At 45.6% G+C, this 21,252-nt stretch carries 23 protein-coding genes; 1 reads left to right on the top strand and 22 read right to left on the bottom strand.

The genetic code is table 11. The annotated features are described in order from the left end of the window. The 22 genes from BUA78_RS08320 to gcvH form a co-directional block, all read right to left on the bottom strand. Positions 1 to 654: a hypothetical protein gene (locus BUA78_RS08320; RefSeq protein ID WP_072913112.1), complete on the bottom strand. Its 654-nt coding sequence runs from the start codon at positions 652 to 654 to the stop codon at positions 1 to 3. Between the two features lie 138 nt (positions 655 to 792). Then, positions 793 to 1,617, bottom strand: a complete 825-nt coding sequence (locus BUA78_RS08315; RefSeq protein WP_072913110.1) for a beta/alpha barrel domain-containing protein — start codon at positions 1,615 to 1,617, stop codon at positions 793 to 795. Further along, the gene (locus tag BUA78_RS08310; RefSeq protein WP_072913108.1) at positions 1,614 to 2,243 is read right to left on the bottom strand and encodes a Fe-only nitrogenase accessory AnfO family protein; all 630 of its coding nucleotides are present in this window, start codon (positions 2,241 to 2,243) and stop codon (positions 1,614 to 1,616) included. Before BUA78_RS08310 ends, BUA78_RS08315 begins: the two co-directional genes overlap by 4 nt. 34 nt (positions 2,244 to 2,277) lie before the next feature. Beyond that, positions 2,278 to 2,586, bottom strand: coding sequence for a 2Fe-2S ferredoxin (locus tag BUA78_RS08305; RefSeq protein WP_072913105.1), 309 nt, complete (start codon positions 2,584 to 2,586; stop codon positions 2,278 to 2,280). Positions 2,587 to 2,610: 24 nt separating this feature from the next. Further along, positions 2,611 to 3,477 carry a nitrogenase cofactor biosynthesis protein NifB gene (gene nifB / locus BUA78_RS08300; protein WP_084082350.1) on the bottom strand — a complete coding sequence of 289 codons (867 nt, stop codon included), beginning with the start codon at positions 3,475 to 3,477 and terminating at the stop codon, positions 2,611 to 2,613. Beyond that, positions 3,467 to 4,903, bottom strand: coding sequence for a nitrogenase component 1 (locus tag BUA78_RS08295; protein WP_072913103.1), 1,437 nt, complete (start codon positions 4,901 to 4,903; stop codon positions 3,467 to 3,469). Before BUA78_RS08295 ends, nifB begins: the two co-directional genes overlap by 11 nt. After that, complete coding sequence (gene nifE, locus BUA78_RS08290; RefSeq protein ID WP_072913100.1) at positions 4,896 to 6,248, bottom strand: nitrogenase iron-molybdenum cofactor biosynthesis protein NifE; 1,353 nt, start codon at positions 6,246 to 6,248, stop codon at positions 4,896 to 4,898. Before nifE ends, BUA78_RS08295 begins: the two co-directional genes overlap by 8 nt. A 26-nt stretch (positions 6,249 to 6,274) precedes the next feature. Continuing rightward, positions 6,275 to 7,666: a nitrogenase molybdenum-iron protein subunit beta gene (gene nifK / locus BUA78_RS08285; protein ID WP_072913097.1), complete on the bottom strand. Its 1,392-nt coding sequence runs from the start codon at positions 7,664 to 7,666 to the stop codon at positions 6,275 to 6,277. Next, entirely contained in the window at positions 7,660 to 9,279 is a 1,620-nt protein-coding gene (gene nifD, locus BUA78_RS08280; RefSeq protein WP_072913095.1) for a nitrogenase molybdenum-iron protein alpha chain, read from the bottom strand. Before nifD ends, nifK begins: the two co-directional genes overlap by 7 nt. Before the next feature lie 23 nt (positions 9,280 to 9,302). Beyond that, entirely contained in the window at positions 9,303 to 9,683 is a 381-nt protein-coding gene (locus tag BUA78_RS08275) for a P-II family nitrogen regulator (RefSeq protein ID WP_072913093.1), read from the bottom strand. Between the two features lie 12 nt (positions 9,684 to 9,695). Then, complete coding sequence (locus BUA78_RS08270; protein ID WP_072913091.1) at positions 9,696 to 10,025, bottom strand: P-II family nitrogen regulator; 330 nt, start codon at positions 10,023 to 10,025, stop codon at positions 9,696 to 9,698. 22 nt (positions 10,026 to 10,047) lie between these two features. After that, complete coding sequence (gene nifH, locus BUA78_RS08265; protein WP_072913089.1) at positions 10,048 to 10,866, bottom strand: nitrogenase iron protein; 819 nt, start codon at positions 10,864 to 10,866, stop codon at positions 10,048 to 10,050. 255 nt (positions 10,867 to 11,121) lie between these two features. Continuing rightward, entirely contained in the window at positions 11,122 to 12,234 is a 1,113-nt protein-coding gene (locus BUA78_RS08260; protein WP_072913087.1) for an FUSC family protein, read from the bottom strand. A 158-nt stretch (positions 12,235 to 12,392) separates the two neighbouring features. Further along, positions 12,393 to 12,713 carry a type II toxin-antitoxin system RelE/ParE family toxin gene (locus BUA78_RS08255; protein ID WP_072913085.1) on the bottom strand — a complete coding sequence of 107 codons (321 nt, stop codon included), beginning with the start codon at positions 12,711 to 12,713 and terminating at the stop codon, positions 12,393 to 12,395. Continuing rightward, positions 12,706 to 12,963, bottom strand: coding sequence for a type II toxin-antitoxin system prevent-host-death family antitoxin (locus tag BUA78_RS08250; protein ID WP_072913083.1), 258 nt, complete (start codon positions 12,961 to 12,963; stop codon positions 12,706 to 12,708). The genes BUA78_RS08255 and BUA78_RS08250 overlap by 8 nt, the downstream gene beginning before the upstream one ends. Before the next feature lie 244 nt (positions 12,964 to 13,207). Beyond that, positions 13,208 to 13,912 (bottom strand): Crp/Fnr family transcriptional regulator, encoded by a 705-nt coding sequence (locus BUA78_RS08245; RefSeq protein WP_072913081.1) that lies wholly within the window; start codon positions 13,910 to 13,912, stop codon positions 13,208 to 13,210. A gap of 164 nt (positions 13,913 to 14,076) precedes the next feature. Further along, a complete protein-coding gene (lipA, locus tag BUA78_RS08240) occupies positions 14,077 to 14,931 on the bottom strand; it encodes a lipoyl synthase (protein WP_072913079.1) in 855 nt (284 codons plus the stop codon). Next, positions 14,924 to 15,619 (bottom strand): lipoyl(octanoyl) transferase LipB, encoded by a 696-nt coding sequence (gene lipB / locus BUA78_RS08235; RefSeq protein WP_072913077.1) that lies wholly within the window; start codon positions 15,617 to 15,619, stop codon positions 14,924 to 14,926. Before lipB ends, lipA begins: the two co-directional genes overlap by 8 nt. Positions 15,620 to 15,667: 48 nt before the next feature. Next, positions 15,668 to 17,044: a dihydrolipoyl dehydrogenase gene (lpdA, locus tag BUA78_RS08230; protein ID WP_072913074.1), complete on the bottom strand. Its 1,377-nt coding sequence runs from the start codon at positions 17,042 to 17,044 to the stop codon at positions 15,668 to 15,670. A 69-nt stretch (positions 17,045 to 17,113) separates the two neighbouring features. Beyond that, positions 17,114 to 18,556 (bottom strand): aryl-sulfate sulfotransferase, encoded by a 1,443-nt coding sequence (locus tag BUA78_RS08225; RefSeq protein WP_072913071.1) that lies wholly within the window; start codon positions 18,554 to 18,556, stop codon positions 17,114 to 17,116. A gap of 33 nt (positions 18,557 to 18,589) precedes the next feature. Further along, a complete protein-coding gene (locus tag BUA78_RS08220; RefSeq protein WP_072913068.1) occupies positions 18,590 to 19,432 on the bottom strand; it encodes a glutaredoxin family protein in 843 nt (280 codons plus the stop codon). A 48-nt stretch (positions 19,433 to 19,480) separates the two neighbouring features. Beyond that, the gene (gene gcvH / locus BUA78_RS08215) at positions 19,481 to 19,879 is read right to left on the bottom strand and encodes a glycine cleavage system protein GcvH (protein ID WP_072913065.1); all 399 of its coding nucleotides are present in this window, start codon (positions 19,877 to 19,879) and stop codon (positions 19,481 to 19,483) included. A gap of 392 nt (positions 19,880 to 20,271) precedes the next feature. Here gcvH and BUA78_RS08210 point away from each other — a divergent pair, with 392 nt between their 5' ends. Then, entirely contained in the window at positions 20,272 to 21,198 is a 927-nt protein-coding gene (locus BUA78_RS08210; RefSeq protein WP_072913062.1) for a LysR family transcriptional regulator, read from the top strand. Positions 21,199 to 21,252: the final 54 nt, after the last annotated feature.

The raw sequence follows: 21,252 nt of genomic DNA, 5'->3' as shown, positions 1-21,252 counted from the left end.
TTACATTCCCGGCGGTGGGCCGCCCATACCTCCCTGTGGACCATTACCAGCCCGGTTATTCCCGGTAGTTTCCCTATTGCTTCTCTGACTACTACCACCTGTAACCTGAACAAAGGAAACCTCATCATCTGTTTTCCAAATTCGTAACACCGTATCTTTTTTGATCTGTGTTAGTTGCACCACGGTTGCTTCCTGTGAACCCCTGCCCCCTTGCATGGTTACGATGGGCACTCCAACGGGTATCATAAAGGTCTCAGTTTCTTCAGTAAAATTCATTCTAAAGCCCCCGTTACCCGGTCTTGCCCCCTGGTCACCCTGGGTTGGGGTTGGAGTTTGAGCCTGGTCTGCCGAGGAATCTTTTGCTGGTCTTTCCTGGGGTTGTACCTCTCTTGCCTGATTTTCTTGAGAGGGCCCCTGGTTTTGATTCACTTCTGCTTTATAGACAGTTACTTCATTACCAACAATTTCTTTTACTTTGCCAATAAAGGCAGGCTTTTCTTCCGGTATGGTAATCTTTTGACTCTCGTTCGAAGTTTCTTTGGCTTCTTGCGCTTCCTTTGGGGCGGCTTCTGTACCACCACTACCGCTACAACCGATAACTGTTAGCGACATGACAACAAGCAGTAAAGCCACCATCATTCTTTTAACCTTCAAACCGTCTCACCTCATCCATATTTTTTCATATTGAGATTGTACAAGGAAACTGTGGTAAAAATATGAATCAATTATGGGAAATTGTGAAAGAGCCCTGTCAGCAAAAAAATAACTCCTTAGCAGATTAGATTTTTTCTGCTAAGGAGTTATTCTTTTTAAAAGGCACTCCCGCTTGGCTGCCAAGGCAACATAGCGGCTTAACTCTTGTAGGATTTGTTTGTTAGCATTTATTTTGAATCCCTTATAATGCAACACCTTTACTATTTCTTCGAAAGATGTATTACCCGCCCTTTCTCCCAGTCCCAAAATTGTGGTACTAAGATAGTTAGCTCCGCCCAATTGAGCTGCTAAAGCATTGGCCGTAGCCATACCAAAGTCGTTATGAGCATGCATTTCTACTTCTATCCCGGTCTTCTGAATAATTTCGGCTACTTTTTCCCTGGTGGTAAAGGGGTCCAATACACCCAGTGTATCGGCAAAACGTAAACGGTTGGCCCCTTCTTCTTTGGCCAGCTTGGCAAATAAAATAAGAAACTGCATATCCGCTCTGGAAGCATCCTCCGCACCAATGGATACTGTGCAGCCAGATGCTCTGGCATAGTGGACAGTTCTTCGCAAATTGTCCAGTACCCATTCCCGGCTGCGATTTAATTTATATTTAATGTGAATATCCGAAACAGGGGAGGAAATATGCAGGTTCCGAGCACCACATTTCAGCGACGCCTTTACATCATTTAGAGTAGCCCGGTTCCAGGTGGTCACCCTGGCCCTTAGATTCTTTGATAAAATCTGATAAATAGCATCCATTTCCAATTTACCCATGACGGGAATTCCCGCCTCAATCTCATAAACCCCTACTTTATCAAGTAAACAAGCAATATGAACTTTTTCTGCCACCGTAAAGGCTACCCCGGGTGACTGTTCCCCGTCTCTTAGGGTGGTATCTATAAAATGAACTGTCATGAGTTACATTCTTTTTTCATGATCACCAAATTTACCTCATTTCGGCTAATAACTTCTGTCCTGCTTTCCAGTTGGTTCAACAGAATCTCATTTTCCAGCCAGGGAGGGATGTGATTACAGTGGATTTCTAGGGAATAATACGTCCCTTGTCTAATAAAGGGCAATAGGGCCTGCTTGGAAGTAACACCCATGTTCTTTTCTTGAATCTCTTTAATGGAGATTCGGTAACAGCCGCTGGAGACCTCCATCGGGGTGGGCAGGCTGATATTTTCCTGAGTACCATTTTGCCTTTGCTCTGCTTCCTCCTTACCAACTATATAATCTAGGAAATTTGCCGGTTGACCCTCAAACTCCCAAATACTACAGCCAGATTTCTCCAGATAAAAATAGGGAATCCCAGTTACTGTAAGACCCACAAAAATTTCACAAGTACCCAGAAACTCTACTAGCTCCATCATTCTTTCCCGTAAAATCCCCATATGAAAATGTTCTCCCAGGAAAAATTCTCTTTCTCTGGCTACCTGCCAATTGCCCTGGTTTCTTTGATAAATGATTACTTTGCCCTGTTGGTAAAGATCCACCGTCTGACCATTAGCACCTACAAATACTGCTATTTCCTTGGACATAAAATCCCCCCTCGAGGTAGGAGTTGCTTACTGTTTATAGCTCCAAGCTTTTAATAACCTTTCCACCTTCGATGTGCTCATCCATAATTTTTTCTACGTCCTCCGGTCTAACTCCACCATACCAAACATTGTCGGGATAGACTACGACAATGGGACCTTTCTCACAAAGGCTAAAGCAACCGGTATTGGAAACAAATACTTCCGCTCCGAGGTCTCGCTCCCTAATTTCCTCTAAAAAATTTTCCACTATATTTCCGGCTTCTTTACTGTGGCAGAACCCTTTGGACTGACCATTTACCCGGGAACTTGTGCAGACAAAAATATGCGTTTTAGGTTTATTCAATGAAAGCACTCCTTTGAGTCAAATCTAACCCTCTGCGATGTAGAATTCCTGTGATCGGTCTTCGCCCAGTAGACCGATGGCATCGGCCCGACACTGCTGGCAGTGTCGCATTTGCTGCAAATCAAGCTGGCACAGTTCCCTCATTTGATTGAGCTCCTGCATGCTGGTGGCGGGAAGATGGGCAAAGGCACTGCCCGCCGTTGGAATAAGGGGCATAATGTTGGTCATAAAAGCCCCTAACTGCTTAACTTTTTTCACAATCTCTGGAATCTCATGATCATTAATGTCCTTTATCATGACAATGTTGACTTTCACTAAGATTCCCTGGCCCGCCAGATATTGGATACCCGTTAGCTGATTTTGCAATAAAATACCAGCTCCCTCGGTCCCCTGATAGTTTCTACCTTCATAGTTAACAAAACGGTAAATTTTAGCGCCCGTTTCAGGCTGCAAGGTGTTTAAGGTCACCGTTACATGCTTGATACCCAGTTCAACAATCTCTGGTGCATAATGGGGCAGCATCAAACCATTGGTGGACAGGCAAAAAATCATTTCTCGGTTGGCTTGTTTGATCCGTTTAACGGCTTCCCGGGTGCTTTCCCAATTGGCCAGGGCATCCCCTGGGCCGGCAATCCCCACCACACTTAGATTGGGTATTTTTTCCTTAACCACAATGAACTTTTGTTCCGCCGACAAGGGTGTTAAGACCTGGCTGGTAACACCGGGTCTACTTTCATTGACACAATCATACTTGCGGTTGCAGTAGTTACAGCCTATATTGCAGTGAGGCGCCACCGGCAAATGCATACGGGCATACTTGTGGTGGGCTGCCTCGGAATAACAGGGATGCCTGTTGGTTTGTTGCCAATCATCAATCCTCCTACAAGACATGCTGCTCACCACCACTTTCTGCGGAATCCAGAGTTTTGTTTATCCCTAGGTAAAATGCTTGATAAATGGACTTCCGATAATGTTTATGTTTGTTTTCCAGTAGGGTGTTGGTTAGCTGATCGAGAAAATAGGTGGTACCCCGATAGCCCACCGAGAGTAATCGCTGCCCCCCGGTCCGGTCGTGGATGGGAAAGCCATAGCGTACTAGGGGAATGTCCTCCCTTTCGGAGAGGTATCTGCCATCGGAAGAACCAATGGCGAGATTGGCCTTTCCTCTGCTTAAGACCCGAATGGTAGCAAAATCGGCTTCAGTCAGCACCGTACACCGTACCGGCGAGTGAGTCAATAAATCCTCCAATAACGTAACCAGTTGAGGATTTTTACTGCCCGTGGCAATCACCACCGGGTAAATGCCATTCTCCAAGCAGGTTCTGGTTACTGCATAAATATTTTCCGGCTCACCGAAGATGACACTACGGCCGGCACCATTATATTTGTGGGAATCAATCATACAATCCAGTAATCTCCCCCGCTCCTGCTGAAGTTCGGCGGGCAACTTTTTACCTGTTATTTCAGTTAGCTGATTAAAAAACAAATCGGTATTGGTTACTCCCATGGGTAGGGGCAGATTATAGAGGGGTACGCCAAACTCAGTCTCTAAAAATCTTCCCGGTGACATACTGTCCTCTAATGTCACCCCCAATTGGAGGGTGGCTGCAGCACCACCCATAGCTGCAATATCTGCCAATGGGGTGCCACCTTCTGGCATCTTTCGATAGGGCCTTTGATAGGGGCGATCCAAGGTATCGGAGAAATCCGGCAGCAGGGTGTAGGAAACCTGCATCAGTTCTAGCCATCGTTTGATTTCTCGAATATCCGCTGGGCTAATATTGGGTACAAAAATGTTGATACCAGTGTGAGGCTCGGTTTTCCGGGCTAGTTTCTCGACAATCCTACGCAGGGTCAACCAGTAGCCTTCTGCATGGGTACCCCCATAACCGGGACTATTAACGGTAACCACAGGCAAATCGGTGTAGCCCCTTTCTACCAGGTAGTCTTGGCTAATTCTATCAATGTCTTCACCAATCGTGTCTGCCAGACAGGTGGTAAGGATACCAATTACTCCAGGACGGTAAGCCTTGATCATATTGTCTAAGCCTTGTTTTAAATTCTTTTCTCCTCCGTATACGGTCCCCTTTTCATTGAGTGAAGAAGAGGCTACATCAATGGGTTCATTAAAATGTTCAGCTATGTGTCGGCGCATATAGGTGGCACAACCCTGGGAACCATGTAAGATCACCATCGAATTTTCCAGCCCTTTAAGAGCCAAGATCCCTCCCATTGGCATACACATATTGCAGGGATTCTCATTGACATCCCGAAAATTGGTAGCTTTTCTGCTCACACCGCGTCCCTCCTTATACATATTGCCAAACCGGTGAACAAAGGGTGGTGGCTACCTCCTTGGCCAGGTTTACCGCCCCCACAAAACCACTTAAAGGGTGCTTTCGATCATGATTATGATCAATAAAGGCTATGCCTAACTTATAGGCCAGCGGCCTTTCCTTAACCCCACCCACCAGTAGGTGGGCTCCCTTCTCGACCATGAATTTCTCTAGTTCTGAAGGGTTGGCGTCATCTAGTATAACTGTCCCCTCATCCACCAGTTCATTGATCGTTTGGTATTCTTCCTGACGACCGGTTTGGGTGCCGATCATCACCACATCAATACCAATTTCCCGGAACTGTTTAATGAGTGAAATGGCTTTAAATCCGCCACCTACATAAATGGCTGCTTTTTTGCCCTGCAACCGCTCGCGGTACCAATCCAGAGTAGGCTTTACCTTGGACGTTTCCCTAACTAACAATTCCTCCAAGCAAAGCTTCATTTCCGGGTCTCCGAAAGAGTCAACAATCCGCCTCAAGGATGCAGCGGTGTCTTCCAACCCCAAAAAAGAAATGTTCATATAAGGAATTGCGTACAGTTCCTCCATTCTCTGGGCCAGGTAAATCATAGAACCAGCACACTGGATGATATTGAGGGAGGCCGTAGTGGCATTTTTGAGAGCTTCATAATGGGAATCACCAGTAAAGGCTACATTCAGTTCGATGCCGATCTGTTTTAGATAGTCTTTGATAATCCACACTTCACCGGCTAGGTTGAAATCTCCCAAATAATTAACGGTACTGGCCTTGGGTTTATTTTTCTTTTGGCTGGGTTTTATCAAACGGAGCAACGCATCGCAGGCGGCCCGATAACCGGCTGCTTTATTGCCTGCAAAACCACTGGACTGTACGGGGATAACCTCTATTTGGTGTTTCGCCGAGGCGGCCTTACAGACCGCCTCCAAATCATCCCCAATTACACCTACAATACAGGTGGCATAAACAAACACCACCTTGGTAGGATACTCTGCCACCAGTTCATCAATGGCCCGGGCTAATTTTTTCTCACCGCCAAAAATAACATCCTTTTCCTTAAGATCGGTGGAGAAACTGTTGCGATACAACTCCGACCCACTGCTGAGACTTCCCCGGATATCCCAGGTATAGCTGGCACAACCAATGGGACCATGTACCAGATGGATGGCATCGGTGACCGGGTTTAAGACTACCCTAGCCCCACAGTAAACACAGGCCCGCTGGCTGACACAACCTGCTACACTCGCTGTATCGCATGTAAGCTGCTTTTTCTGCTTCCCCTTGGTGATAATGGAGTCTTCTCTCTCATGAAAAACTGTGTCCTGTAATACTGACTTCTGCACATCCATCACTCCTTTCTCAACTCATTACCAAGTTACATAACCAATTCAAAATCCTCATCCTTGGCATCTCGATCGGCTCTATCTAACAAGGCATTGCTGATCATTTCGATCAGACGCATGGCACCTTTGTAGCTTACCACTGGCAAATAGGAATGGACACTTCGATCCAAGATAGGGAAACCCAGTCGTACAAAGGGAATATCCTCTGCCCGGGCAATATATTTGCCATAGGTATTGCCGATTAAAAGATCTACTGGTTCATTTTTAATCCATTGGTGCAGGTCAAAGAGATCGCCGCCTGCCTTAACTTTCCCTGGCACGCCGGCTTCCTGCAGTAATTCCTGGATCTCCTTTTCAAAGTTACCCAACGCGGTACCCAGGGCACCGCCGGAACCGGGTGTCCCCGTTAACACATGAATAGGCTTCATGCCTAAACTAAGGACAAATTCCGTCATGGCCAGCATGATATCAGGATCGCCGAAGATGGCCACTTTTTTACCGTGGAAATGGAAATGGGTGTCGGTCATGATATCTACCAGTTGGCCCCGTTCTTCTTCCAGTTCAACGGGAATATCTACAGTAAATTTATTTATCAAAGTCATTAACAATTGATCCGTTGCTTTAACACCAATGGGGGTTCTCAACACCACTGCGGGTACCTGACATTTTCGTTCCAACTGATTGGCTGCATCGGCGGAGGCATAGCTGCCCAAAGCCACTGTTAATTTAGAGTTGCCGGTATCCACCAAATCTTTGAGCTGGGTACCTCCCCGGGGGTACATGGCGTACTCCCCGGTCATGGGAGAATCCACCACCCCGGAGGTATCTGGAAACAGTATTGTTTTAATACCCATGATTTTTAGGATACGCTTTATTTCCCTCATATCCCCCGGATTGACAAAACCAGGAATAATATTCACTTGCTCCTTTTTGGTCTCAGTGGTGGCTTCAGCCAGGTAATTAACCATCCCCTTGGTCATATTGGAAAAGCCCGTTATATGGGAACCCTGATAACTAGGGGTGTTGGCATGAATGACCACTTTGCCCTCAGGAATCTCCGCCGTCCGAATAATGGTGGGTAAATCATCACCAATGGTCTCGGATAAGCAGGTGGTATGCACCGCCATTATCTCCGGGTTATAGATGGTAAACACATTTTTGATGGCTGTTTTTAGATTGGCCCCGCCCCCAAAAACCGAGGCTCCCTCGGTAAAGGAACTGGTGGAAGCCATAATCGGCTCCCGGAAGTGTCTGGTTAAATGCATTCGGTGGTAGGAACAACAGCCTTGAGAACCGTGGCTATGGGGCAGGCACCCGTGGATGCCGAGAGCTGCATACATGGCACCCAGGGGTTGACAGGTTTTGGCAGGATTGATGACTCCCCCGGTGCGTTCTTTTAATTCCTTTGGTGTGCAATTTAACATACCGAACAACCTCCTTCCACAATGGTGCCCTCAAGCAAAGGCTTATTTTTCCAGGGTGGTGTAATAAAATTCCAAGTGGGTGTAGCAAAAGACATGGCGATATCTTCAGCAAACTTAACGGCACCATTAAAACCGGCATAGGGACCACTGTAATCATAGGAATGTAATTGTTTAGAGGGAATACCCATCTTCTGCACCACATATTTGTCCTTGATACCCGAGGAGAAAATATCCGGTTGCAAAAGTTTTATAAACTCTTCGGTTTCAAAGTGATTAAGATCATCCACGATGATGGTGCCATCCTTCATCTCGATATTCATACCTTGATAGTTACTAAGAGGAATTTTTTTCTTCATTTCTGCCAAGCGTTCCGGAGATAGTTTCAGACGGAATCTTCTCTCATCCGGGCTTACGTGTATTTCCGGAATGTTTTTAGTGTCGGCATCCAGCTTGATCTCTGGAATAATGTCCCGTCCTTCGTAATCGTCCCGGTGGGCAAACTCATAACCTGCCAGCACCGTCTCGATCCCCAACTCAGCAAATAAACCCTGATAATGGTGGCCCCGAGAACCGCCCACAAAACAGAAGGCAGTTTTACCCTCGCAAATTTTCTTGTATTGCTCAATGATCGGTTCAGTCCGGGCCAGCTCCTTGGCAATGACTTCTTCAGTTTTCTGAGTTAAGGCTGGGTCGTTAAAATACAGGGCCATATTGCGTAAGGTTTCTATGGTAGATTGAACGCCGATGAAGTTCACCTTTAACCAGGGGGTACCGTATTTAGTTTCCAGCATCTCAGCTATATAGTTAATGGACCGGTGGCACTGCACCAGGTTTAGTTCTGCCACATGAGCATTTTTTAATTCTTCGTAGGAACCATCCCCGGTCATAACAGATACCACTGTGTAACCTATTTCTTCCAAGATTCTTTCCACTTCCCAGCTATCACCGCCAATGTTGTATTCCCCCAGAATATTAATGGGATATTTGCCCGGCGCTTCTTCCCAATCCCCTTGGCCGATGACCCGTTCCATCAGAATATTATTGGCAATATGGTGGCCAGCGGATTGGCTGACCCCTTTATAACCTTCACAGTTAAAGGCCATGATCTCCACACCGTGTTTTTCCTGGGCAGCCTTGGCTACCGCCTGTAAATCGTCCCCAATGAGTCCCACCGGGCAGGTGGCGGAAATGGTAATGGCATTGGGTTGAAAAATATCCATCACTTCATCAATCAGGCGAGCCAGTTTCTTTTCCCCGCCGAATACAATGTCGCTTTCCTGCATATCCGAAGATACACAATAGTTGATAAAGTTTTTCGTAGGATCGTCGGATTTGGCCTTGTTGCGTCTGGTTCCCCAGGTATAATAGGCACAGCCGATGGGGCCGTGTACAATATGAACCATATCCTTTAATGGTCCCAGCACAACCCCCTTGCAGCCCGCGAAGGCACAGCCACGGTTGGTAATAATTCCCGGAATGGTCCTGGTATTGGCTTCGATCTCCTGGTGGGCCAGGCTGGAATCCTTAATAATCAGGTGTTTCTTACGATTTCTTTTGACCTTGGTGGGATACTGATTAAGCAGTTCTTCTAATTTTTTCTCGTTAATGGCCATCTACTGCACCTCCTTTAAGCTTCTTAGATGGCGGCTTCTCCCTGCTCTCCGGTTCTAATTCGTAATGCATCTAGAACTGGTGTTACAAAAATTTTACCGTCTCCTTTATTGCCTTCCTTATTTACTTTTATCAGGGTATCCACAACCTTGGAAACCTCTCCATCCTGCACCAGAATGGTCAGCATTCGTTTGGGAATTAGCCGGGCTCCTTCGGACAACCCCTCGGCCAATAGCCCACCAATCTCTTCCCTGGCACCCAGTTCCTGCAGGATAGAAAAATCCACCTGTATTTTGCCTCGTCCCATAACCTTCACGGCATGTAAGCCGCAGATACCCATGTCGGCCAGGGCTTTCTTGGTGGCATTTACCTTATTCATGCGGATGACCGCTAGTATTTCTTTCATATGACTCCCCCCCTATAAGCCCTTGCTGCCACTGCTGATGGTGTAGGCTTCCTCCACAGGCGTAACAAAGATTTTGCCATCTCCAAAGGCTCCCTTGGCACCTGTCTTGGCATATTTGGCAATAATGCTGATGACATCATCCTTATCCTTTTCTTCCTGTACTACCAGCAGCAGCAATTCCTTGGGGATTTCGTCATAAACCACTTCCCCTACCTTAACACCCCTTTGTTTTCCGCGACCCACTACATCCATTTTGGTGACCGCCGGAAAACCGGCACTGTTTAACTCAAGCAGAATTAGATTGCTTTTTTCGGGTCTTACAATGGCTCTAATCATAAACATGGCTTTCACTCCTTGTATATTTTTAATCCAGAATGCCGTGAGTCATTAGCAGTTCTTCCAAACGATCCTGGGTCATGGGTTTGGGGATAACAAACATGTCATTGCCATCAATATTTCCGGCCAGCGTACGATACTCGTTGGCCTGGTCTTGGCCGGGATCAAAATCGATGACGGTCTTCTTGTTGATTTCTGCCCTTTGTACCATGTTGTCTCTGGGTACAAAGTGGATTAGCTGTGAACCAAGTTCCTTGGCAAAGGCAGTCAGCAATTCTAATTCATTATCAACCTTACGACTGTTACAAATGATGCCACCCATGCGAACACCACCGGATTGAGCATACTTCTGAATTCCCTTGGAAATGTTGTTGGCAGCATAAAGTGCCATCATTTCACCGGAGGCCACGATATAAATTTCCTGGGCTTTTCCTTCCCGGATCGGCATGGCAAAACCACCGCAAACAACATCACCCAGAACATCATAGAATACATAGTCCAGGTCGGGCGTATAGGCTCCCAGGGACTCCAGCATATTAATGGAAGTAATAATGCCCCGTCCGGCACAGCCCACACCAGGCTCCGGCCCGCCAGACTCCACACATAGGGTGCCACCAAAACCCTCAAGCAAGATATCTTCCAGGTCGATATCTTCTCCCTCATCTCGCAGGGTGTCCAGTACTGTCTTTTGGTTGAGGCCGTGTAACAGTAAGCGGGTGGAATCCGCCTTAGGATCACAGCCTACCACCATAATTTTTTTGCCGGCTTCCGCCAAAGCTGCCACCGTGTTTTGTGTGGTGGTAGATTTACCAATACCGCCTTTGCCATAAATCGCAATTTGTCTCATGTTCATTCCTCCTATGTTTGATTGAAAAAAAGAAAAGGCTGTGGAATCCCGTAGGTTCCAACAGCCTCAACGCCACTAAACAACATTGTATTATAGGGAGGTAGTGTACAAACACAAAACGCCGGTGTAATCACCGGCGCCTTCGCCCATTTGACTTGATACATCAATGTATCTCTAAAGTTGAACTGATTATAGCATCCGATTCAATCAATTTCAATAGATTACGGTAATGAATACAGTACACGAATGTTATTCCTAATTTTCAGTATATTTCTTTCCACTGATAGATCTTTCTTGCAACGAAAATTCCTTAATGCTTCTGGTAGCCCACTTAATATCATTGGCCACCACAGACACAAACATGAATGCGTGTAAAAAGGCTGCTCCGGTCAATTTTGAGTTCCACTTATCGATAAATATACTAAGCTCTTCCCAAAAATGTTCACTAACTGGCTCCAGTCTCAATTCCTGTTCTTCAAAAATATGTCGGTTCAGTTTAATGTTGAGGGACTTAAAGGAATTAATACCTCTCTCCAACATCTCCAACACATGGTTAAATTCTTTCGAGATAGGTGGATTTCCCCGCTCACTTCTCCACCGCAGACGTTGCTGTGTAGCACTATAAATTTCCTGGCTTTTGTAGAACAATTTAACATTGAAATCAAGGTATTTTTCCCAGCGCTCCTGAACTTCCGATGAAACCATGCTTAAATAGCGGTTTTGCTCTTTGTGCAGTTCAAAGAGGTTTCTTGTGCTTCTTAGCAAATTTTTGATGTCATCTTTTCTGCTTTCGTAATCATTGCTATTCATCGGCTGCAGCGTAATAAAATCTCTCACCATTTGTTCAAAGAAGCTTGCTGATTGTTCACCAAATGTCTTTAAGGAGGACAAGAAGCTATCGTTATAACGGGGCTGAGATAACAGATTGTTCACGGTTAGAGCCGCTCCTAGTCCAACAAATATAACATAGGAACGAGTAAGGGCATGGTTTAAAAAATCCTGTTGTGGCGCATCCAGTACAAATATCCCAGCCACAACTCCCATAGCCACTCCCTGCAGCAGTTTTAATTTTACATTGGTGGTAATAATCAAAATGGTGGCCAGTCCGATAATAATAGGACTACTACCAAACAAATAACCACACAGGACCGCAATGAAAACAGAGATTACATGTATTAGAATCTGCTCCGCTGCATTTCTGAAAGAACGATATATGGAAGGCTGTATATTCATGACTGCACTTACACCGGCAAAAACATTGGGTTCCAGCTTAAGCAGCGTACATATATAAATAGCCAGAGCAACTGCCAACCCCGTCTTAAGTATTCTAGCACCAATAAATGGCAATCTTTTAATTTGTATAGCCATACGCTCTCCTCAACAATCTTAAAAATAAAAGGTCCTGAAAATTTCTTCAGCACCTTTGCTAACGTACTTCTCTTTTTTAGATCATACCACTTTAAAGTCATCCAATCAACGGATCCCTTGATGAATACAGTATTAAACCCGTGCGATGATTGCACTGTTTATTCCATGCTTTTATCGAACAGGATGCGCAGATAGTCGCGCCGGCCGTACAGGACACGGTCAATGTAAACATTGCTGCCCACCACGCGATAAAACGCAAGATAATTGCCGCAGACCAAAAAGCGGTAATCGCTTTCCAACTCTACAACAGAGGACAGCAGTGACCCCACCCCGGAAAAGTCTTGCAGTTTATCGATAGCCTCCAGAATGGTATTAACCGTATTTTCAGCGGCGGTGGGATTTTCCAGCTCGCCAAAGATATACTCCCAAATTTCGTTCAGATCGCGCAGGGCTTCCGGGGAATAGTGCAGCTTATTCATGCTGTTTCTCCCGGAAATGGGTCTTTACATCATCCAGCGAAAGCCACCCCTTCTCCTCCCCGGATTTCTTGCCCTTGGCAAGCTCCCCCAAGAGCTTTAAAGTAGCTTGTGTATTTTCATAGTCCTGTATATCCACAATGGCATATCGGCCCCGCCCGTTTTTGGTGAGGAACACGGGCGCACCCACTGCCACATCACGCAGCACATCACTGTAATTGCGCAAATCGGAGATCGGCTTGATGTTCGGCATTAAAAACAGCCCCCTTTCATTCCTTAGTATAGTTCGGCTTGCTGTAAAATACAACATCGAATTTGCTGCAAATTGATGAGTATTGAACAAGGCTCAGTCTGGTCAAAGCCTCCACGCGGGTAGCGTACTTCGCCTACTAATGGCTGGCCTCTCGGGTGTCGGTGTCAAGGTGGTGTCGAGGGGACGGTTCTCTTGACACTCCTTGACAATCACAACACAATCACAGCACTCAGTATACTAGACATTATATGCCAAAGCCCTTCTCCTTAAGTTTATCCCAATCGATCACAACAATGGAACCGTCCTTAGCTGTCTTGATAACTTCATCCTTTTTGAGCTGGGAAATGGCGTTCGTTATAGAAACGCGGTGCGCACCGGCAAGGGCCGCTAATTCCTGTTGGCTGATATGAATAGTATGATGTTTTTCTTTACCCTCCGGTGTTTCCGCTAAAATACAATAAAGGATGCGGGAAACCTTTTCTATGGTGCTGCGGAAAGCTAAATCCTCAATTTGGTGTGCCAAAACACGGGATTTAAAGCTTACTGAGTTTAGTAAAATATGCGCTAAACCCGGCCGAGAAATAATCTCTTTTAGATACTTCCGGTCCAAACTAAGGGCCTCAACTGCTTCAACCGCTAAGGCATTATAGATGGTTGGCTGCCCATGAAAAAAAGACTCCTCACCCAGAAAACAACCTTGCGTAACATAACTAACAGGCTTTTCCACCCCGTCAGCACTCAGGAGAGAAATACGAACAGTCCCCTTCAACACGAAATACATGTAATCACCACGGCTACCTATGTCAATGATTACAGAGCCCTTCGGGTAATGTTTCTTATCACCAAGCCGATTGATCAAGGCAATATCATCAGCATTTAAATGCTCAGATTGTAAGAAATGCGCTTTTACCCAAGGTGATGTTGAAAGCAAGGCCTCCTTTTCTGTCATTAACACGCCTCCCACCAATTGTTTGTGCAACACTTTTTTATCATTATATCCAACTGTTGCTACAAAGACAAACAACTGGAACTTTGTACTCCTACAACAAATTCTTTATCCTAACCAAAAGGGAAAGGCCCGATACGGTAAAACCGTCTCTAGGCCTTTTAACGTTACGATGTAAATATTTGAGCTACATCCGCTGCGTGATAAGAACTTCTGACCAGTGGGTCCGAGGCTACATACTTGAAACCCATTTCATAGGCAATGTCTTTGTATTTCTTAAACAAGTCCGGGTGGATATATTCGATCACCGGATGATGCTTAGCTGAGGGGGCTAGGTATTGTCCAATGGTCAGTAAGTCACAGTCAACAGCCCGCAAATCTTTCATTACACTGATGACCTCTTCTTCTTGCTCCCCTAAGCCCACCATAATACCGGATTTAGTAAATACACTGGCATCCAGTTCTTTGGAGTTTTTCAGTAACTCTAGAGAACGGGCATAGCTGGCCTTGGGACGGACGGTGGGATAGAGGCGAGGTACTGTTTCAATGTTGTGATTGAGAATATGGGGTCTGGCGCTTACTATGGTGGCCAGGGCTTCCCGGCTGCCCTGCAAATCGGGGATCAGTACTTCCACAATTACTTTGGTGGCCTTTAATTTCTTAATAACTTCGGCAAAGTGCCCGGCTCCACCGTCCGGTAGATCATCCCTGGTTACCGAAGTAATAACGGCATGCTTGAGGCCCAGCTCCGTAACCGCTTTGGCCACATTGGCTGGTTCCTCCGGGTCAACCCCTTGGGTGATTCCCTTGGTTACATTACAGAAGGTACAATTGCGGGTACAAACGCTACCTAAAATCATAAAGGTAGCAGTTTTACGACCAAAGCATTCAATTAGGTTGGGACAATTGGCTTCCTGGCAGACGGTATGTAGAGATAACCGATTTAGCATCTCTTTCACTTCATGAGTTTTTTCTGCCCCCTGTAATTTCACCCTTAGCCAGTCGGGTTTCCGCTTATTCATGTGCTTGCCCCCCTAGAATATCTTGTAATCTTTGCCGGTTGATAAGCTCTGGTTCGCAGTTGAAAGCCCGGCTAAAATGGGAAATTATCTGTCCGTTAACTTTATCAATGTCCTGGGGCTGCCCGAGGATTTTTTGCAGCGAAGTGACACCCTTATCGGTAATGCCACAGGGATTAATCCATGTAAAGTGATTCAAATCGGTATTCACATTAAAGGCAAAGCCATGCATGGTCACCCAGCGTTTGACCGAACAACCGATGGCCGTGATTTTTTCATCGCCCACCCAGACGCCAGTGTATTGACTATCCCGGCCAGCTGATATACCATATTCATCCCTTAGCAATCTAAGAAAGACCTCTTCTAATTTGTCCACATAAAGCCGCACACTTTTACCATAGCCGTTCAGGTTGAGAATGGGGTAACCAACAATTTGGCCGGGGCCGTGATAGGTAACATCACCGCCCCGATTTATTTTATAGATGTTAACCCCAAGTTTTTCAAGCTCCCCTTCGGGAGCGATGATATTGTAACGATTCTCCCTGGTCCCTAGGGTTACTGTTGGTGGATGCTGCAGCAGGAGCATGATATCCGGTACTTTATTTTGCTGGCGTAACTGCAGCAGCTGCTCCTGCATAGCTAAGGCTTCCAGATAATCTATTTCATCTAATATCGCAACGAATAGCTTCATTAAATATCACCTCTCAACATCCACCAACGGTCCTCTTAGACCCTCTGTTTAGCCGTGAATACTCAAGCCATGGACATTCTCGGCAGCTTCCATCATGGCTTCCGCCAAGGTGGGGTGAGCGTGGATAGTTACTGCCAGGTCTTTAGCGGTCAAACCATTTTTTACTGCCAAAGTGGCTTCGGCAATTAAATCCGAGGCATGGGGACCGATAATATGCACACCTACTACTACGTCAGTTTCGGCATTGGTCACAACCTTGACAAAACCTTCCCCTTCACCCATGCTGAGGGCCTTGCCATTGGCCATAAAGTTAAATTTGCCGGTTTTGACAGGAATACCTTTTTCCTTCACCTGTTGCTCGGTCAGGCCGACGGAAGCTACCTCGGGGCTAGTGAAAATGCAGCTCGGCACAGCACTATAATCCATTGTTGATGCTTTACCCATAATATTTTCAGCCACGACAATACCTTGGGCCGATGCTACGTGAGCCAGTTGGTATTTCATCACCACATCACCAATGGCATAAATACCTTTGATGTTGGTCTCCATTTGATCATTGACTAAAATCTGCCCTCTTTCACCCAAGGCAATGCCTGCCTCTTCTAAGCCAAGGTTTTGAGTGTTGAGCGTACGGCCAATGGAAATCAGGGCTTTTTCGGCCGTAATGATCTCGCCGTTGGCCAATTCAGCCTGGATACCGTCCGCTACCTCTTCTATCTTCTTAATGGTCACATTGGTTTTGATGTTAAATTTTTTCTTCTTAAAGATGGTCTGCATACGACGGGATATATCTTTATCCTGCAAGGATAAGATGCTCGGCGCTGCTTCTACCATGGTAATTTCCGTTCCCATAGTACCATAAATATGGGCAAATTCACAACCAATTACGCCAGCACCGATAATGAGCAGGCTCTTGGGTATTTCAGCTAATTGCAATGCCTCTTCACTGGTGATGATGGTGGTGCCGTTATAACCTAATGACTTAATTAAAGCTGGGCTGGAGCCAGTGGCAATCACGATGTTGGCACACTGTAATGCCTGGGTTTCACCGTTATTTTCAACCTCCACCAGACCGGGAGCTTTAATTTTAGCAGTACCATTAAATAGCTCAACTTTATTCTTATTAAATAAGAAATTGATACCGCCCACCAGCTTCTCCACCACTTCTGCTTTTCTGGCCTGGACTTTACCAAAATCAATAACCGGCTTGCCCACTTCAATACCAAATTCAGCAGCTTCCTCCACTGCTTTCAGTTTGTCCACCGCAGCAATCAATGATTTGGTAGGAATACATCCTCTATTGAGACAGGTACCGCCCAATTTATCCTTTTCTACCACGGCAACTTTACCGCCCAGTTGGGCAATACGAATGGCAGCCACATAACCGCCAGGACCACCGCCGATAACCACAGCTTGATAAGTCATACTTTTGCCTCCCTCTACTTGGTAGGTTTTCATTTAAATAATGGGGGGCTGGTAGCCCCCCATCTGTACTTATTCTTCTGCTTCATCCCCTGCAGCAACGCACAGAGCCTTGTCGCCCTGGTAAGGACGGGTGCCTTCAATCACGGTTGTTTTTTTAGCACCCATGGGAGCTGCACCGGGTAGCCGGAAGGTAGTTACCTCCACAGGCTCGATGGCAACCTCCACAGGACGCTCCACTTGAGGTACCCACTCGTAGGGCAAACGGTATGCACGATACACCATGTTGGTAGGCATCTTTTCACCCTTATAGGGGCTGATGTATTCCCAAACAAGCTCATGGCCTGCAGTAACTTCAAAGACACGTCCGTCAGATCCCTCGGTAATTAGCGTGTTACCGTTAGGCAGACGTTGGGCACTGCTGATATAAGGGCTATAGAATTTTTCAGCATCGGTTGGCATCAGGAAACCCGCTTCCGCAGGGGTATACTGCCAAACAATCTTCAAGGTGGTGGGGTCAATTTCCAACACCCGGGAGTAATCACGCAGGGCGTTCTTCGCTCCGGTGGGAGAAGAAGGGTTCGGGATACCATAACCGGCCCAGCCACCATTATCAAAGACTAGGATGTTGCCTTCCCCAGGCAAACCTTTGGGAATCATGTGGGCGTGGTGCTGACCAATGATCCAGCCAATTTTCTTCAGGTCTTCGCTGCTATCATAGTTAGGGCCTAATTTCCAAACAATCTTACCGGTTTTCTTGCAGATAATACAAATGATGTTGGTTTCCCGGCCATCAATGATAATGTTATTGGGATGGAAACGCTCATCACCAGCATCGTAAAATCTATTGGGACCCAGTACAGACATGGAGTTGATGTGCATCCAGTCACCCATGCCACCACCGGAGGTTCTCATATTAGGATTACGGAATAAGATATTTTTGGCTGCTTCATCAAAGCCGAATTCATCAAAGTGTTCGTTGCAAGCCCATTCCCAAACAATGTTACCTTCCCAGTCCACTTCAATAATAACATCATCCAGCAATAATTTGTCCGAAATTTTGGGGTTCTTAACATTTTTATGCACCAAAATCAGAGTATTCCCCTGATCCACCAGTGGCTCCATACCAGGTACATAGTAGCCCACAGGGTTGCCTTCACGCTGGTAATCGTGGTGTTGTCTGGCCATCCACTGGGGTTCTTCACCGGGATCTTCGATGAATTCATACTGATTAAACTTCCAAACAACATTGCCTTCCCAGTCAACCTGTACTAAGTCGGTCTGATCCTGCATACCAAAGTTGTTATTTCTTTCTCCCAGGTGACCAAAAACATAGCCACCGGGCAGCATTTTGTTAGGGAAACCGTGTAAACCTTGCCAAAAGTTTACTTCGGTACCATTCATATCAATAAGTAGAGCACCTTGTTCTCTGGCTTGGAAGATGGTGAAACCATTCCAGGCTTTTTTCGGATTGTACACAGTAACCCCGGTTGGGTATACGGTTGGGTAACTCATGTGGTTTGCCTCCTTATCATTAAGGGTTAATGACTAATTCTTTTCAATTTCCACAAATACTTGGTGGGTTCTGGCCGCTGTACGGTAAGACAGCAGGGCGTTTGCAGGCATTGCTTCTATGGTTTTAAAACGTTCATCTTTACATTCTTTCGGTTTAAATAATTTTACTAGGTAAGGATTCTTCATACTGCCCGTGGCTTCGGCAATAAACTTGGCTGTGGCACCAATTTCTTTGGTGGTTAAATAGCTAATTTCTCCATCTTCCCGTACCACAGGAGCAACCGTGGTTTGCAATTTGTACTCGGGAAACTTCGTTACCAATGACAGAGATTTTTCAACCTCGGTGATATTAACAGCTTCCCCTGCCAGTTGGCTGTACAGTTCCTTGGGGCCCAGTACATTCATGATCACTACATCGGCCAGATCTTGGGCTAGGATTTGTTCTAAAATAGCACTGTTTAGGCCATTGGTATCCAATTGTAGCTTCATGTTGTTACCTTTTTTGATGTACTGTAAAGCTGCTAAAAATTCAGTCGTATATTCCGGATTGCCACCAGAAACATGGATGCCATCCACCCATTCCTTATGCAGGGTCCCTACACTAAAGAAACCATCCAGCTTGGTGCCGGAAAGGAGGTAAGCGACGCAGGCGCCGATACCCTGACGAATGGTGATACCATCGTGTAACAGAGGGAATTCTACACCGTCGGGACCACGAAAAATGGCCTTCCGGTTGGCTGCATAAAACTTTTGAAAAGCCTCTTTCCCTGCCGCCTTCATATCCTGTTCTTCAAAGGCAATGCCCTTTTCATTCATAAGCTGTTTAATGATTTTGCAACGCGTACAGCCAGTGGCTGTGTAGATGGTGAAACCCATTAAGCCATCTCCTTCCGTTAAGTTCGATATTTTCCGGTCGAATGCCGATTATTTAATTTGATTCAGGTAATCTTCTTTGGAGAGAAGCTCTTTTATTTCATCCAGGTTGCTGGGCTTAACTACAATCATCCAACCGGCACCATAGGGATCTTCATTGACATGTTGGGGAGCTTCTTCTAATTCACTGTTAACCCCTACAATTTCACCGCTAACAGGCATGTAGAGGGCAGAAACCGTCTTGGCGGATTCAGCTTGGCCAAACTCGTCCCCTTTGCTATAAGTCTCACCCACATTGGGTAGCTCAACAAAGATAATATTACCCAGGCTATCCTGTGCAAAATCTGTAATACCAACCTTCACCAGATCACCTTCAACGTTGGCCCAGGTATGCTCATGAAAGTAGTGGATCTCACTCAGGAAAATTAATTCTGCAATTGGTTTAGTCATGTTCAAACATTCCTTTCTACACTTTTCTAGTACTTTATTTGGCAAATACCTTTGAGAAAGTTTTCACTGCTTTATTAGCTTAAGATTAGCATATACTAAGCGGCAAATCGGTAGTGCACACTACTATGAGACGTGAAAGTTGAAAAGTTGTCCTTCAATTGACATACAAAAATTGTCTTTCCATTAACACACATATAAATTTAGTTAACTTGTTTAGTAAGCAGGGTTATGATAAGCTAGCTCTTAATTAACAAAAATTTCTTTACTAAAACTTGGCTTGTTTACTTGTCCGTGATTATGTTCAACAGCGGCGGAAGCCAGTTGCCCCTATGCATGGCGGATAATTTTATACTTTCGCTAGGCTAAAGTACTTTTTACTGAGGTGTGATGCTATGGATATCAATCATCTTCAATATCTGGTTGACGTGGCGCAAACAAAATCCATCACGCTATCGGCCAAACGACTCTTTATTTCCCAGCAGGGTTTAAGCCAAATCATGGTGCGGCTGGAAAATGACCTCAAAGTCCCCCTGCTAAATCGCCACCGTCAGGGTGTTACCCTCACCGAAGCTGGTGAAGTAGCCGTGGCTAAAGCCAAAGAAATTCTTGAAAAATATGATGAATTACTAAAAAGTGTCCAACCCTACTCCCTAGTTAATCCAGATAATTTATCCGGTAAGCTGACTATCAGCGTGGTTCCCTTTATTATCAACAACGTACTGCCGGATGTTCTGGACTTATTTCAAAAACAATTTCCTGCCGTAGAGGTTCACATTCAGGAGGATCAACCGCCGGAAATTATCCGTGATATTAACAACTGTGACGTTGATATAGGTCTGTTTATCCTGCCAGAGTTTCAGTTCAACGAACTAATCCTAAGCTGTAAAGGCACTTATGAAAAACTCTTGGAAAGTGATATGATCGCCGTGGTCGCAAGCAATTCTCCCTTGGCCAAAAAGAAAAGTCTAACAATAGCTGAGTTATATCAACAATCCCTGGCCATCTACAACTTTGCAGCTTATTTAAAGATCATCAGTGAAATGTTTCCAGATGTAAGACGACTTAACATTCTTGTGAAAACCAATTCCGTAGAACTATATAAAAATGCCATTCTCAACCGTCAGGCAGTGGGTATTTCCTCCTCCACAGACACCAGACTGTTAAAGGATGATTCCCTGATTACCATCCCCATTCAAGAAGCAGTTAAAACGTTTTATGGCTGTTTTGTACCCGCCTCCTGCTCAATGTCAGCGGCCACAGAGGCGTTTATCAGCATCTTGAAAGCTCATGTAGCTACGATCGTAAATCGTAAAAAATAGTCCGAAGGCTGATCTTGGTTTCCCTTAATCAGCCTTCTTTTTTATTGTCTAAAG

Source organism: Desulforamulus aeronauticus DSM 10349 (genome assembly GCF_900142375.1).
GTDB classification, from domain to species: domain Bacteria; phylum Bacillota; class Desulfotomaculia; order Desulfotomaculales; family Desulfotomaculaceae; genus Desulfotomaculum; species Desulfotomaculum aeronauticum.
The sequence above is the reverse complement of the archived record's forward strand: the minus strand, read 5'-3'. Positions and strand labels throughout refer to the sequence as shown.